Raw genomic sequence first — 15,382 nt, 5'->3', positions numbered from 1 at the left:
TGTATAAACGTATTCTTTTTTGTTTTTTTGTCGAAAAAAGTTGAAATAGTATTGTATAAAAAATTTTTTGAATGTATAATTATGACTGCATTTAAAAACAATTTATATCATAAATATTCAATTAATCGTTAGGAGTTATACATCAAGATGTTTAAGAGAGATAAAGCAAAAAAAGGAGCAGCACAAGGGATTAATGCATATGTATTAATTTTTAGTTTAATTGTGATTTCAGCTATTTTAACTTATTTTGTGCCTGCTGGTCAGTTTGATAAGGTAGAGAAGGATGGACGTGAAATATTAGTAGCCGATTCCTTTCAATTTGTGGACAATACACCTGTTGGATTTCTAGATATTTTCACAAGTATTCATGCAGGTATGGTAAATGGTGCAGGAACAATCTTCTTCGTACTAATTATCGGTGGTGTTTTCGGTATTATGAACGCAACAGGTGCGCTTGATACATTTGTTGTGACATTTGCTGAAAAAATGAAGCGTAAAGAAAAATTGATGATCCCTGTATTCGTACTATTCTTTGCGATTTGTGGTGCAACAATGGGGATGAGTGATGAAGTTGCCGTTTATGTAGCACTCATCGTTCCTTTGACCATTGCACTTGGTTTTGATGCAGTGACTGGTTTTGCAATTGTTGTAATGGGTGCATGGATGGGCTTCACAGCCGGGTTTTTAAATCCATTCTCAACCGCAGTTGCACAAGGCATTGCAGAACTTCCAACCTTCTCAGGTATGGGACTTCGTATTGTCGTATTTATTATTTTTGTATTAATGGCGAGCTTTTTCATTTATCGTCATGCTTCAAAAGTCCAAAAAAATCCAGAACTCGGTATTTACGGTAAGTTCGGTCAGTTTAGTCCAAAAGATAAAGACAAGACGTTAAAAATGACATTACGTCATAAATTAGTATTAACCGTATTCATGCTAAACTTTGTTGTACTTATTTTAGGTGTCAAACTGTATGAGTGGTTTATTCCTGAATTAGCAGGTCTATTCTTATTGACAGGTATTATTATGGGGATTGTTGGTGGTTTAATTCCATCAGAAATCGCGAACAGCTTTGTAAAAGGTGCCAGTGAACTACTTGGTGGTGCATTGATTATCGGTTTAGCACAGGCAGTCCTTGTTATCTTCCAATCAGGCGGTTTATTAGACACAATGCTTCATTATATGAGCAATATGTTATCAGGTGTCCCATCTGCTTTAACAGCAGTTGCGATGATGTTTATTCAAATGGTGATTAATTTCTTAATTCCATCACAAAGTGGACAAGCAGCTTTAACAATGCCAATTATGGCGCCGCTTGCTGATTTAGTGAATGTTACGCGTCAAACGGCAGTTCTCGCTTTCCAATTAGGCGATGGGATTGCAGCCTTATTGTTCCCGACAAATGGTGCATTAATCGCTGCACTTGCAGTTGCGGGAATCCAGTGGAATAAGTGGGTAAGATGGTATATTCCATTCTTTATCGCACAAGTGATTGTCAGCATTATTATTTTAATTGTGGCACATGCGATGAATTACGGTCCGTTTTAACCAACATATAATAGTAGAAACTCAAATAATGTAGAAAAAAGATGAAGGGATTTTCCTTTCATCTTTTTTTATATGTACTGAAATAGAAGCTGTTTTTGTCATATAAGAGTCCGTTATGTATAAAAAATACGATAAAATTTTATGAAATCTCGATTATTTTATAAAAAAATAAATAAAAAAAGTAGTTTTATTTTTGAATGAAAAGAATGTTGAAGTAAAAAAATGGATGTTTAAAATGTTGATTCTATACGGTTTTTAGTGAAAATACAGCAATCTAAGGCTTTTACATCCAAATTATACCACTATGTGTAATATTGTTGTAACATGTGTGAGAATGAACTGACATCTGATTGAAATTTATGCTTGGTATAGTAATGACAGTTAGAAAAACCGAGGAGGACATTTCACATTATGAAAAAACAAATTATCGCACTGACAGGTGCCATCGCATTATCAACAGCAGCATTCGCAGGTACAGCGTCAGCGAAGACAATTACGATCCAATCAGGTGACACACTATCGAAATTAGCAGCAGAGCACAACACAACAGTGCGTACGCTTCAAAATATGAATCATATTAAATCAGCAAACTTAATCTATGCAGGCGCTCAACTAGAAGTTGGTGACGGCAATGGCAACGCAACTTACCAAGCTCCTGTAAAACAACAAACAACACAATCAACATATAAAGCACCAGCGCAACAACAAACACAAGCAAAATCAACATATAAAGCGCCAGTACAACAAAAACAACAAGCACAAACAAAGTCATATCAATCAACACAAAAAGCAAGTAATGCATCATCATACCAAGGTTCATCATCTTCAGCGAAATCATGGATTGCCCAAAAAGAATCAAGCAACTCATATGAAGCAAGAAGTGCAACAGGTAAATATATTGGTAAATACCAATTAGATAAATCTTATCTAAATGGTGACTATTCAGCAGCTAACCAAGAACGTGTAGCGGATAACTATGTGAAACAACGTTATGGTTCATGGGAAAAAGCAAAACAATTCTGGGTTTCAAACGGCTGGTACTAATTCAAATCACATAGAAAAAATGAGAAATGGCTTTTAGCCACTTCTCATTTTGTGTTACATACTATTTAATCTTCGCGTGTAGGGTCCAATCCTTTTACGAAATATAAACATTGTTTAAAAATGCGTTGTTGATCATAATCAATCACAGCATAGTGATAACTATCATATAACATGATTAAATGCTTCTCACGTGAGTTAAAAGCGTTCACAAGGTGATCTGCATTCGAAGGTGGATATACATGATCTTCAATAGACTGTAATACTAAGACGGGGGTTGTAATGAGATTAGCTTGTTCTTGAATTTTTTCACTTACTTCTTTTAATTCTAAAATGAGTCGTGTTGGATATTTAGCATAAAGTGCATGCTCAGCACGTTTATTTTTAACATCTACTGTACCACGTGGAACATAGTCAACATCTCGTTTTAAAGCTGTTTCAGCCTCCTCCATTAATTTTAAAGGTGGTTGGAAGAGAGAGTTGATTAAAATAAGTCCTTCAACTTCATATTTTGTAGCAAGTTGTTGAGCAAGTGCGCCACCTGTTGCGAAGCCGAGTAAAATAATGTATTCCATTTCTTCAAAGAATGGTTCAAATTCTAGTTCAAGAGATTTTAAAATTTCCGTATAATTTACTTGATTTAATTCCTCCGGGGACGTATCATGTCCAAGTAAGCGAGGAAGTTTAACAGAATAACCCGCATCTGCAAAAGCAGTGGCGATTGGATATAAATGTGCAGGGGAGCCACCAAAATCATGAATTAAAAAGATGCCTACATCTTTCCCAGTCTTTTCAAAAGGTTGTGCATGAATTTTTGTTGATTCAGTCATACGAATAATCCCTCCTCTTTTCATTATTATACCCCAAAAAAGAGAGCTATTAACGAAATGGAATTGTCGAAAAATGTATTTTTAATATAAAGTCGAATTAGGGTAATTAAAAATTATTAAAAAATAGAAAAGAATACCTATAAAAACAATTGTTTTTGAACTTTTATCTTATAAAATAAATGGTTAGATTTTCTTTCTTTATAAACATAAATAATTATAAAATAACTTTTTATAACCTTTATTGTTAAAAAAAGTATTATATAATGTAAAAAAATAAAAAATAAAAGATTAATTTGTCGAATTTTGTTGAAAGAAATACCAACTTAATGATAATATTAACGATATTATGATATAGATTGTATATAGAGAAAGCACGATTTAACATCGCTTTGGGGGAAAGTAATATGAAAGTAATAATTTGTGAAGAAGATTACTCATATATTGAATTGGTACATAGTACATTATTTAAATTTGCTAAAGTAAAAGGTATCAATGCAGAATTTAATTTGACAACAAGAAAGCCGTCAAGCATTATACGCTTTTTAGAGTCAGATCAAGCAGAGTTATATTACATCAGTTTAGATTTAGTTGAAACAATGCCAGCAATTGAATTAATTAAAGAAATCCGTGAAAAAAATGAAAAAGCACTAATTCATGTAATGTCTACAGATATCGTAAAGTTAAAAGATCCAGAATTAACACAGTATAAAATTTTTGGACAAATTGTTAAAACAACAAACGGTTCTATGCGAGATGAACTGAGAAAGTCATTTGCTGAGTCATTTTCATATTTAAAAGCCAATTCATATTTTGCATAGTGTGTATCAATTTTAAAACTTTAGCTTCCTGTATTAAAACATGGTATGATGAATACGAGGTGTTGATATGGAATATGTAAAAGTGATTGCGCTCATATTATTTCTAGTATTTGTTGTACTACAGATTTGGTGGGGACAAAAAGCACGAATTATCGCTTACTTTTTCTTTATTATTTCAGCAACATTGTATATTCTAGATTTTGATTGGCCGTTTTGGTTCCAAATCATTGTCATCATTTCGGTTATTGCCATTGTCGTCATCTCACTCTATATTGAGTTACGAGCTACTGCAATTGAGCATAAAAATGATCGAAATCGTAAACAAGAAACACATGCCGATCAACGCAAAAAGAATAAGTAGAGAAATAATAAATACCGAACGAAAATTTAGAGCAGAAGGGCATATGCCTTTCTGCTCTTTTTCTGATTCAAACGATTATTTCTTAATAGCAGGTGGACCAAATACGCCACGCTGTAAGTCTTGAAAAGCTTCCATAATCTCTTCGCGTGTATTCATCACAAAAGGACCACCTAATGCCACTTGTTCACGAATAGGTACACCTGAATAAATCAGTACCTTTGCACGTGTTTTCGCTGTTATTTTTAATTCACTTTCTTTTGAAGCATTTATATCTTCATTATAAGAAATCGTTGCAACACCTGTTTTGTTAAGAGAAGTAGATGACTCACCAAAAGTCATTTCACCAGCTAACATATAAAGAAAAGCATTATGGTTTTCTGGAAGAATATGCGTATATTCAGCTCCTTCATATAGCGTAATTTCGGTCATTGTAATCGGAACTAAACTATTCATTGGACCTTTTACACCTAAAAACTCACCAGAATAAATGCGAATGAAGCCTTTTTCGATGGCAACAACAGGTGCATCTTCTAAACGAATATTTTGATAGCTTGTTTCGGTGTTTTTTAAAGCCTTGGGTAAATTCAACCAAAGCTGTAAAGTGTGAATTAAATCATCTTCATAAGCCTCTTCAGCGTGACGTGCTGCCCATCCCGCATTCATGTACTGTATGTCACCAGCATCTAATATACTGTATCCGCCAGCATTATCGATATGCTCTAAACGTCCATCTACTACATACGTTACAGTTTGAAAACCACGATGTGGATGATCACCGAATACGCCGCGTTTAAACCAATCTTCAGCTAATAAAATAAAGGGATCAAATTCTTGTTGTCTTTCAGGTGGTAAAAGAAAAGCTTGTTGTACATGCGGGTAACCATTTTGATTATAAGTAGGATACCAAAAGTCTTTTATTTCTCGTATGAAGCGTGATGTTTGTGTCATGAAATTCCTTCTTTCTATATAAAGTAGTGCTATTTCTACTTTTTATTTGAATAGCCATTGTTTAATTTATTATAGTTTGAATTGATTAAATAACCTAGTAACAAAACTTCAGATGTGTTATATAAGCTACAATTTACATCATTAGTCTGAAGAAAATAGAAATAGAGACGTATAAAGAATGAAAGTATCTACAAATGTTAGAAGAAGTTGAGTTTGACCAAATAACAAAAAAGTGAGGATTAATCGTGCGACTTTTTGTTGATACTTCGAAAATCAACATAATTTACTTGAAAAATCATTCAAGAAGAATAAACTGAGAATCTTGTTGGAAAATTAATATATATTAAAAAGAAAGAAGTCGCCTTGGATATTAGAGCGACTTCTTTCTTATAGGATATTAGTTTTAAAAGAAAAAGATGGATAAAATAATACTAACAAGCGCTGCTAAAATCATCGCAACAGAAGCGAAAGATCCTTCCAATTCACCGATGGAAAAAGCAGTTGATGTGCCACAACCATGTGCACCCATACCGAGTAGTAAACCTCGAGCAGAAGCACTGCGAATTCGCATGAATCGAATAACTAGCGGCCCAACAATGCTACCAGCTAATCCAGTGACAATAACGAAAATCGCTGTTAGATTGGGTTGTCCACCTAGCATGGTAGAAAGATCCATGGCAATCGGTGTTGTAATAGAGCGCGGCATCATACTATGAACCATCTGACTTGAAAAATTTAATGATTTTGCTAAAAAATAAGATGATGTGAAAGCGATGATTACCCCAATAATGAGGCTACCAAGAATAGCCGTAGCATATTGTTTAATTAACGCGCGATTTTTATAAATAGGAACTGCAAAAGCCACTGTTGCAGGACCCAATAATAAACTAATATAATGTGCTCCGCGCGCGTAGGTCGCATAGTTAACATGAAACACACTTAAAAATAGTACGAGCGTAACAGGACAGATAATAAGAGGCGAAAGCCAAAGATATGGATAACGCTTTGCGAGTATTTTACTGAGCATATAAATGAATAAAGTTAAAACGATACCAAGACTAAGACTTGAAATCATCAGTTTGCACCTTCTTTCTTGAAAGAAAGTGAGCTGTCACGCCTGTACCCATCATGACAAAAACTGTACTTATAAAAATAATAATAATAAGTTTTATACCCACTATACCGAATAAGTCAGGGTAATTCATGATTCCCACTGCTGAAGGGATAAAAAATAAAAGTAGTTCGGCAGTTAATAATTTCGCTCCAACATCTACCAATTTTAATGGAATAATACGGAGGTACAGTGCCAAAAAGAGAAGTACAAGACCGATGACGCTTCCCGGAATTGGTAAGTGTGCATACGAATGTATTGCATTCCCTATGAGTAAAAAAGTTGTGATGATTAAAATTTGCACACAAATTTGTATAATTTTCATATAGTTTCCTTCTATCTAATAAGTCTATATCAAATTGTACACCTGTTTTAACCATTCGTAAAATTAAATATTTTTATATTTTCTATTCCATTTTGGAATAATTATCTTTAATAAATTCGATAAACTTTTTCATAGCGTGTGAACAATAGCGACCTTTTTTCGTAATGAATGAAATTTCCCAAGGAATGACAGGATATACGGGAATCGTTTTAATGATATCAGCATTCGCTTTTGCGGCGATGGATTCTGGGAAAAGAGCTACACCTAGATTATGTTCGACCATTTGGCTAATGAAATCCCACTGCGAACTAATAAATGCAACATCGGGAATGAATCCTGCTTTTTCACATTCTTCGATAATACGGTCATGAATGGTGAAGTCGTCACTAAATAACAGCATTTTTTCATTTTTTAAATCGAGCATTGATACATTCTCTTTTGCAGCGAGAGGATGATCCTGATGAACAATAAGCTGTACTTGTTCTGTAGTGAAGGGAAGTAAGTCATAATCTTCTTCATGTGCAGGTAACATGACAAATCCGCCATCTAAGTCCCCATCAAATACGCGTTCTTTGACGACATTTGCCCCTACTTCATCTAGTGTAATCGTAATTTCAGGATAGATTTTTTGAAAAGCTTTCATCATTTCTGGGAAAAATAAAATGCCAATAAGCGGTGGCATACCGAGTTTAATATGTCCTTTTTTTAAATCTTCTAAGTCCTCTAATACGAGATGTACTTCATTGACCATTTGAATAATTTTGAGTGCTCGCTCGTAAACTAATTCGCCTGCATCTGTTAGTACGCTTTTTCGTTGGGAACGATCAATTAAAGTCGTATTCAATTCTGTTTCAAGTAGCTTCACAACTTTACTGAGAGTTGGTTGTGTTACATGTAGGGAAGCAGCAGCTTTTGTAAAGCTTTGTTGTCTTGCTACTTCTGTAAAATAAATTAATTGTCTAACGTCCATATGTAAGCCTCCAAATGCATTAGAATACATTTATTGTAACATTTTGTATAGAAAAAATAATGAAATGCTCTAAATCTTCTGTAAAAATATTTTATTTAAGCCTTTTGTATGAAAAAGAAACAGACTGAGACATAAGTGTAAAAAACACCATCCTACATGAGCATAAGAAAAACTGGAATCACACTGTGGCGTGGTTCCAGTTTTTTATTGTAAACGCTGAGAAGGGGCTGAAATGTTTTGTCTATTCTGTTTACTAAGTATTAAAGTTGTTGTAAAAAGCGTTCATTTTCTTTACGAAAAGCCTGTGTCGCTTCACCAGGATTTTCTGCTTTTGAAATGGCAGAAATAATCGATACACCATCAGCGCCAGCTTGACGTAAATCGTAAACATGCTCGGGTTGAATACCACCGATTGCGACAATCGGCAGGGTAGGAATAGATTGTGCGGCTTCTGTTAAAAATGTTGTACCAGCAGGCTTTTTTGCATCTTTTTTGGATTGTGTTGAAAAAATAGGGCCGATTCCAATATAGTCAGCACCGTCTTGACTTGCTCGTTGTAATTCGTCTTGTGTATGAACGGACACACCGAGTATTTTATGCGGTAGTTGTTCACGTACTTTCTTTGCATCGACATCATCTTGTCCAACATGAATCCCGTCTGCATGGAGTCTGATTGCCAATTCAACATCATCATTTACGATAAAAGGAACATCATAACGTTTACAAAGAGTTTGGCAGTCTTTTGCAAATTGAACATAAGCGTCACCTGTTAAACACTGTTCACCTTTTTCTCGACACTGAAATAAAGTAATCCCATTTTGTAATGCAGCTTCTAATACAAAGAGTGGATCACCTACAACGTCTTGACTTCCCATAATAAAATACGTTTCAAGTAATTGTTTATTCAATTATCTCGACCTCCACTTTTGCTTTTGTGTTATAAGCGAAATGATTCGTCGGACCATGGCCATGCCCAATACCTAAACCATGTGAAATAGCCGCATGGATAAATCGCTTCGCTTCAATAAGTGCTTCTTTCATTGGTAGACCTTTTGCTAAGAAGGCAGTTAGTGCTGCTGAATACGTACAGCCTGTACCATGAGTATCCTTCGTTTGAACACGCGGGGCAGAAATGGTTAATTTATCACCGTTTTTAAAGAAAATATGGTCAATCGCAGCTTGTTGTTCAGGTGCAAAATGTCCACCTTTCATCACGATGACTTCAGGTCCCATAGCGAGTAATTTTTTAGCTACCTGTTCAACATCATCATAAGTTTGAATTTTCATGCCTGTCAGTGCCTCTGCTTCTGGAATATTCGGTGTGAGAACAGTCGCTAGTGGGAATAGGTGAGTAATCATCGCATCAACTGCTTCTTGTTGCAGTAGTGTGGCACCACCTTTTGCAATCATGACAGGGTCAACAATAATAGGTGCTTGTACATTCTCTAGTTGTTTTGAAACAGCTTCAATAATAGATGCTGAAAAAAGCATCCCCGTTTTTAGTGCATTCACATTAAAATCGCTTTGAATCGACTGTAATTGTTCCACAATGAAATCTTCGGGTAACGCATAAACAGCTTGTACGCCATACGTATTTTGTGCAGTAACAGCTGTTAAAACAGATGTACCGAATGTTTTCAATTCTTGAAATGTTTTTAAATCAGCTTGAATACCGGCACCGCCACCTGAATCAGATCCGGCAATCGTCAGTGTAATCGGTAACATTATTTAATCCCTCCAAAACTCATTTGTTGTAGTTGGTTTAGGATGTGCATTTGAAAATCGCCAATACCATTGCTGTGATGATGTGCAGTTTCTGCGACTTGTTTATAGTCTTTGTGAATTGTGATAACACTTTGTAGTGCGTCTGTATGTGATGCGATTGAAGCAGCTGTTAGGGCAGATAATAAGCAACCAGCTCCTGTAATTTGTTCCATCCATGCATGTCCGCCGTTTATTATGTGAACCGTCGTGCCATCTGTGATTAAATCTTCTACACCACTTACAGCAACAATCGTTTTGTAGCGTGTTGCGACTTGTTTAGCTGCTTCTTCAATTTCAAAAGACACCTCACCTGCATCGACACCACGAGAGGTGACTTTAATTTCCGCAAGAGCCGCTAACTCACCAGCATTACAGCGAATGGCTGTAAATTGCACATGTTGTAATAGTTGTTCGACTGTTTGTTTACGATATTTAGAAGCACCGATGCCTACAGGATCTAAAACGACTGGAATCCCTTTTTTATTTGCAGCTTGTCCAGCTAATATCATCGCATCGACTGTGCGTGTATTTAACGTACCGATATTAATTAATAATCCATTTGCGATTTGAACAATATCATGCATTTCTTGTATTTCATCCGCCATGATGGGCGATGCACCTACTGCTAAAAGTCCATTTGCAGTAAAGTTTGTTACGACATAATTCGTAATACAGTGAACAATTGGTTTCGTTGAATGAATTGATTGGATACTCATTTTTAGTTACCTCCATTGATGAATGAAAAGCAAATTCATGAAGCTTCTCATACTCAGTTTCACTAAATTAGAGGACGGGTTTCTGCTTTTTCACTATAAAAATAAAAAAGCTGCTCAACGAATTAATCGTAGAACAGCATTACATGCGAAAAACAGCTGCTCCCTACGCCAGTATTAACTGACAGGTTCAAAGGGTCAGGTTTTACCTTCTCAACTCCTAAGAGTCCCCCCGCAAATCTAGTATGGTTAGAGCATACCATATTTAGACCATTTTGCAAGGTTCCGCTTTAGTAAAAATAGGTTGTCTTGTATAATGAGAACAAGTATGGAGGGAAATTGTGTGAAAAATCTATCGTGGTATATTTCTTTAGGGATTAGTTTTTTAGGTTTCATGGTCATCAATTATTATTTTACGTTGGACCCTACTGAAAAAGTTGGAAACTTAAACCCTGCTTTCTTTTTAATTGTTTTATTAGTGCCTTTCCTGTGTGTCAGTCTGTTTATTACGTGGAGCGTTGGCGTATCTTTTTTTGAAACAGCAACAAAAGGAAAGCTAGCATCAGCAATTCTTATTATTGTCGTGATTTTTATTTTAGCAGGCGGTACAGAATATCAATATGTAACAAGTCAAATTGAAGTTTTTGGCGGAACATGGAATGATTCGAAATCGATTATTTACGGTCGTTCACCGTTTAATAGTTATACAAATGATTGGTATTTTAATGAATCTGTCTTTTTAATCATTCATACAATTGCTTTTTCGTTAGGAAGTTTATTCCGGAGTAAAGTGACAGATTAAATAACAAAAAGACTTGGGCTCAGTGCCTAAGTCTTTTTTGTATGCTTAAATATGTTCTGCAATTGCGTCACGAATATCTTGTAGCCATTTTAAGTTTTCGTTAAATTGTCGATCTGCATGTCGGATAATTAATTGAATATGATCAACATCTTTTACAGAAGGATGTGAACCAGCTTCAATAATCGAATCGATTCGCTTACTCTCACGCTCGATTGCCTGATCTAATAGACCAATTACACGTTTTAAATCAACATACTTTAAAAATAAAATAGGAATATAGAGACTTTGTACATCTGCTAAATTAATCGAGTCGAATGTTTTATAAATGAGTTCTACCATATACGCACGTCCAGCATCTGTAATGGCATAAACGGATTTTTCAGGACGATTTTCTGTATGAATGACTTCGATTTTTTTAATATATCCTTTTTTTTCTAACGAGTCGAAATGATAATAAAGTTTTCCATCACTTAATTTAAAACTTGGATCAATATCAACAATATTTGTGAAGAGCTTTTTGATAAAGTAGGGATGGTAATTATTTTCAGATAAAATCCCTAAAATAAAAAGTTGAATTAACATCACTTGATGCCTCCAATAAATGAAATTTACGTCGTCATTCTAATAGTACACGATATTGTAAAAGGAAACTACAGAAAACAAGATGTTTCTAGCTTGAAACAGTATTTTGTTATATGATAGACAGAGAATTAAGGAGTTGAACGCGTGTGTCAAAATGGTATTCTATTATACCGAAACATCCCATTCAAAGTATTTTAGCATGGGTATTTATTTGCTTTATTCCATTTTATTCAGTATTTAAAAATCAAGATCATACGACGCAAAGTATTGCAGCAGCCATTCTGATTACATATCTTATTTGTGTGTATTTAGATTTCAAACTGCCAAGTGGTTTGACGTATATGTGGCTATCATTTGAGATGATTATAAATGCCGTTATGTCCGTTTTATATGGCTATTTTTATTTCTCTATTTTTACGTCATTTTTAATTGGACGTATTCGTAGTAAAGTCGGCTTTTATATTATGTATGGCTTACACATTGCGGCAACAGTTGGTGCGATTATTGGTGGCTTTTTCATTGAAACGGCTATTTATATTCAGCAAATTCCATTCATGGTTGTCATCGTGTTCGGTACGATTTTAGCACCATTCTATTTATTCAGCCGTACACAGAGTGACCACTTAGAAAATAAGTTGAAATCAGCAGAGAATCGTATTTCTGAATTAAGTGTTGTAGAAGAAAGACAACGAATTGCACGTGACTTACATGATACACTTGGACAGAAATTATCAATGATTGGTCTTAAACTCGATTTAGCGATTCGTTTAGTTGATAAAAATCAAGAACAAGCGAAAAATGAGCTATCGGATATTCGTAAAACAGCAAGTATGGCATTAAAAGAAGTGCGTGAAATGGTGTCCGATATGAAAAAAATAAAAATTGAAGATGAATTATTGCATGTCCAACAGATTTTAGAAATTGCTAATATCGATTTAAAAGTTAAAGGGCAATTAAAACTTGAAGAAGTACCACTCATTTTAGAAAATACATTAAGTATGTGTTTAAAAGAAGTCGTTAATAATATCGTGCATCATAGTCAAGCAAAAAAATGTACGATTCGTATTGAACAGACAGATAAAGAAATTCGTATGACGATTTCAGATGATGGTATTGGTTATAATCAAGAGCAAGGCGAGCAGGGGAATGGAATTAAAGGCATCCAAGAACGGATTCAATTCGTCAATGGTACAGTGAAGTTTGAACAAAACAAAGGAACAACGGTTACAATCATTGTACCTTTTGTTATTGTGTATCAGGAAATATAAAGAAATGAGGGGCGCAGAAAAGCGTACCTCATTTTTTTATATTAAATGCAAACTTTTTATAGAAGGACATACGTCTATTACACGTATACAAACATAGAAGGAGCCCTTAGCATGAAATTTACGCGTAAAAAGCTACACTACGATGATCAGCTGATCCAATTAATCGAACGCTATCAAAACGATTTTTATCGCCTTGCTTATAGTTATACAAAAAATGAGCAAGATGCATTAGACGTCGTACAAGATAGTATCCAAAAAGCAATGCAGTCTTATGATAAATTAATCGAAAAAGAAAAATTAAAAAGTTGGTTTTATAAAATTGTTGTACATACATCACTCGATTTTTTAAGAAAACATAAACGAGTTCAAGTGATGGAAGATGAACAATTACAAGCGAATCAAAGAAATTTTCATGATGCTTATGAAAATGTTGATTTAGAGCACGCGCTTGACGACTTACCGACGATTTATCGTGAAGTTGTAATTTTACGATTCTTTGAAGACTTAAAAATTGAAGACATTGCTTTTATTTTAGAAGAAAATACAAATACGATTAAAACACGTTTATATAAGGCATTACGCCTATTACGTGCTGATTTAAAAACGGAGGAGGAATTCTAATATGAATCCAAAATTAAAAAAAGAGCGAACAGCTTATAAAAATACACCGATTCCACCAGAACTACAACAAATGGTGAGAAAAGAATTAGGGACAAAGAAGAAAAACTATCGTCCGTATTGGATGAGTGCAGCAATTGCAGCAGCTATTATTGCTTTATTCGTTACATTAAATACCAATGCATCGGTTGCACGTGCGATGGGAGGAATGCCTATCGTTGGTCATGTGTTCCAAGCGATGACGTTCCAATATGAAGATGAACAGTATGCAGCAGACATTAAAACACCAAAAGTACGAGACTTAGAAAATAAAGACGTTGAACAAACATTGAATGAAAAATATGAAAAAGAAGCAAAAGAGCAATATACAAAGTTTGAACAACGTATGAAAGCATTAAAAGGTGAAGGACATGCGAGTGTAACAAGTGATTATCGTGTATTACAAGATACAAAACAATTACTTGTAATTGAACGTGAAACAACGGAGACAGAAGCAAGTAGTGCAACAACATTACAGTATGATGTAGTAGATCCTACATTAAAACAAGTGATTACATTACCGTCACTATTTAAAAATAAAGACTATGTTCAAGTGATTTCAGATGAAATTAAGCAACAAATGAAAAAACAAATGACTGATAGCAAAGGCGAACAAGTCTACTTTATCAAAGGTATGGATGCAGAAATAACAGATGGTTTTGATCAAATCCAAGCAAACCAATCATTCTATATTAACAAGAAACATGAATTAGTTATTTCATTCAACGAATATGAAGTAGCTCCAGGTAGTATGGGACCAGTGAAATTTGTTATTCCAACAAAAGTTATTCAATCATTACTTGTATCAAACCAATATATTCGATAAATTCAAACGAAAACCTATCACTTGTTTTAAGAAGTGATAGGTTTTTTAATATTACACCTTTATTTTAAATATAATAAACCTCTCTAGTCTATATATAAAAAATAAAAAAACGTACTAAAGAAAAACACATTGACAATCATTTGAAAAGTATTTAATATCATTAATTAGACCAATCACTATAATTTCGAGGTGTCTTACGATGACAAGTAAAAATCAATCACGTGAACGAATTTTACAAACAGCTACGCGTCTTTTTCATATGAATGGTTATCATGCAACAGGGTTAAATCAGATTATTAAAGAGAGCGGTGCGCCAAAAGGTTCGCTCTATTACCACTTCCCAGATGGTAAAGAACAGTTAGCGAGCGAAGCAATCGAACGATTCGGTGCAATGATTGCCGCAAATATTTTAGAAGACACACAAAACGAAGTAGATCCATTAAAAGCTTTTCAAGCACATATTTTAAAAATTGCAGATAAATTTGCAGTGGTTGAAAATATACCGCTTTGTGCAGATTCATTGCCAATTGGATTGATGGCTGCTGAAACAGCATTAGTGAATGAACGTCTTCGTTTAAAATGTGAAGCTGTTTTTGAACGTTTTGAAGAAATTTATATTGAAAAACTAGTAGCATCTGATTATTCAAAAGAACAAGCTCGTTTAATTAGTAGTACATTAAATGCGTTGATTGAGGGAGCAGTGACACTTAGTCTCACTAAAAAATCCAATCAACCACTTCAAGATATCGTAAAAATGTTACCTTTATTATTACAAAAATAGTAAAGGTAACATTTTTACCTCAAATTATATAGACCGG

General features: G+C 34.5%; 18 protein-coding genes and 1 riboswitch. Of the genes, 9 read left to right on the top strand and 9 right to left on the bottom strand.

Going from position 1 to position 15,382, the window contains the following annotated elements; translation table 11 throughout:
• Window positions 1-147: 147 nt before the first annotated feature.
• Together QN089_RS07850 and apf are read left to right on the top strand one after the other, a co-directional pair.
• A complete protein-coding gene (locus tag QN089_RS07850; RefSeq protein ID WP_087680839.1) occupies window positions 148-1,548 on the top strand; it encodes a YfcC family protein in 1,401 nt (466 codons plus the stop codon).
• A gap of 411 nt (window positions 1,549-1,959) precedes the next feature.
• A complete protein-coding gene (gene apf / locus QN089_RS07845) occupies window positions 1,960-2,592 on the top strand; it encodes an aggregation-promoting factor (protein WP_285215020.1) in 633 nt (210 codons plus the stop codon).
• A gap of 65 nt (window positions 2,593-2,657) precedes the next feature.
• Here apf and QN089_RS07840 read toward each other — a convergent pair whose 3' ends face one another.
• On the bottom strand, window positions 2,658-3,419 hold the full coding sequence (locus tag QN089_RS07840) for an alpha/beta hydrolase (protein WP_285215019.1): 762 nt from the start codon (window positions 3,417-3,419) through the stop codon (window positions 2,658-2,660).
• Window positions 3,420-3,823: 404 nt separating this feature from the next.
• On the opposite strand from QN089_RS07840, the gene QN089_RS07835 reads away from it, so the two are divergent.
• Window positions 3,824-4,237: a hypothetical protein gene (locus tag QN089_RS07835; protein WP_068453321.1), complete on the top strand. Its 414-nt coding sequence runs from the start codon at window positions 3,824-3,826 to the stop codon at window positions 4,235-4,237.
• Between the two features lie 67 nt (window positions 4,238-4,304).
• Window positions 4,305-4,598: a hypothetical protein gene (locus QN089_RS07830; RefSeq protein ID WP_068453322.1), complete on the top strand. Its 294-nt coding sequence runs from the start codon at window positions 4,305-4,307 to the stop codon at window positions 4,596-4,598.
• Window positions 4,599-4,673: 75 nt separating this feature from the next.
• Here the strand turns inward: QN089_RS07830 and QN089_RS07825 are convergent, their stop codons facing one another.
• From QN089_RS07825 to thiM, 7 genes are all read right to left on the bottom strand, one after another.
• Window positions 4,674-5,546 carry a pirin family protein gene (locus tag QN089_RS07825; protein ID WP_285215018.1) on the bottom strand — a complete coding sequence of 291 codons (873 nt, stop codon included), beginning with the start codon at window positions 5,544-5,546 and terminating at the stop codon, window positions 4,674-4,676.
• 403 nt (window positions 5,547-5,949) lie between these two features.
• On the bottom strand, window positions 5,950-6,621 hold the full coding sequence (locus QN089_RS07820; RefSeq protein ID WP_068453326.1) for an LrgB family protein: 672 nt from the start codon (window positions 6,619-6,621) through the stop codon (window positions 5,950-5,952).
• Window positions 6,605-6,982 carry a CidA/LrgA family protein gene (locus QN089_RS07815; protein WP_068453328.1) on the bottom strand — a complete coding sequence of 126 codons (378 nt, stop codon included), beginning with the start codon at window positions 6,980-6,982 and terminating at the stop codon, window positions 6,605-6,607. Before QN089_RS07815 ends, QN089_RS07820 begins: the two co-directional genes overlap by 17 nt.
• Before the next feature lie 82 nt (window positions 6,983-7,064).
• Complete coding sequence (locus tag QN089_RS07810; RefSeq protein ID WP_285215017.1) at window positions 7,065-7,952, bottom strand: LysR family transcriptional regulator; 888 nt, start codon at window positions 7,950-7,952, stop codon at window positions 7,065-7,067.
• Window positions 7,953-8,212: 260 nt separating this feature from the next.
• Window positions 8,213-8,860, bottom strand: coding sequence for a thiamine phosphate synthase (gene thiE, locus QN089_RS07805; RefSeq protein ID WP_285215016.1), 648 nt, complete (start codon window positions 8,858-8,860; stop codon window positions 8,213-8,215).
• Entirely contained in the window at window positions 8,853-9,677 is an 825-nt protein-coding gene (gene thiD / locus QN089_RS07800; RefSeq protein ID WP_285215015.1) for a bifunctional hydroxymethylpyrimidine kinase/phosphomethylpyrimidine kinase, read from the bottom strand. The genes thiE and thiD overlap by 8 nt, the downstream gene beginning before the upstream one ends.
• Complete coding sequence (gene thiM, locus QN089_RS07795; RefSeq protein ID WP_068453334.1) at window positions 9,677-10,432, bottom strand: hydroxyethylthiazole kinase; 756 nt, start codon at window positions 10,430-10,432, stop codon at window positions 9,677-9,679. The genes thiD and thiM overlap by 1 nt, the downstream gene beginning before the upstream one ends.
• Before the next feature lie 143 nt (window positions 10,433-10,575).
• Window positions 10,576-10,673: riboswitch (TPP riboswitch) on the bottom strand.
• A 99-nt stretch (window positions 10,674-10,772) separates the two neighbouring features.
• On the opposite strand from thiM, the gene QN089_RS07790 reads away from it, so the two are divergent.
• On the top strand, window positions 10,773-11,231 hold the full coding sequence (locus QN089_RS07790; protein ID WP_068453336.1) for a hypothetical protein: 459 nt from the start codon (window positions 10,773-10,775) through the stop codon (window positions 11,229-11,231).
• Between the two features lie 45 nt (window positions 11,232-11,276).
• On the opposite strand, the gene QN089_RS07785 is transcribed toward QN089_RS07790, so the two are convergent.
• On the bottom strand, window positions 11,277-11,813 hold the full coding sequence (locus tag QN089_RS07785) for a PadR family transcriptional regulator (RefSeq protein ID WP_285215014.1): 537 nt from the start codon (window positions 11,811-11,813) through the stop codon (window positions 11,277-11,279).
• Between the two features lie 146 nt (window positions 11,814-11,959).
• Here QN089_RS07785 and QN089_RS07780 point away from each other — a divergent pair, with 146 nt between their 5' ends.
• From QN089_RS07780 to QN089_RS07765, 4 genes are all read left to right on the top strand, one after another.
• A complete protein-coding gene (locus tag QN089_RS07780) occupies window positions 11,960-13,081 on the top strand; it encodes a sensor histidine kinase (protein WP_285215013.1) in 1,122 nt (373 codons plus the stop codon).
• A 111-nt stretch (window positions 13,082-13,192) separates the two neighbouring features.
• Window positions 13,193-13,702: an RNA polymerase sigma factor SigV gene (locus QN089_RS07775; RefSeq protein ID WP_068453342.1), complete on the top strand. Its 510-nt coding sequence runs from the start codon at window positions 13,193-13,195 to the stop codon at window positions 13,700-13,702.
• 1 nt (window position 13,703) lies between these two features.
• Entirely contained in the window at window positions 13,704-14,564 is an 861-nt protein-coding gene (gene rsiV, locus QN089_RS07770) for an anti-sigma-V factor RsiV (protein ID WP_068453344.1), read from the top strand.
• 199 nt (window positions 14,565-14,763) lie between these two features.
• Complete coding sequence (locus tag QN089_RS07765) at window positions 14,764-15,345, top strand: TetR/AcrR family transcriptional regulator (protein ID WP_285215012.1); 582 nt, start codon at window positions 14,764-14,766, stop codon at window positions 15,343-15,345.
• Window positions 15,346-15,382: the final 37 nt, after the last annotated feature.

This window comes from Kurthia sp. YJT4 (assembly GCF_030219945.1).
GTDB lineage: Bacteria > Bacillota > Bacilli > Bacillales_A > Planococcaceae > Kurthia > Kurthia gibsonii.
This window is presented reverse-complemented; position numbering and strand designations above follow the sequence as displayed.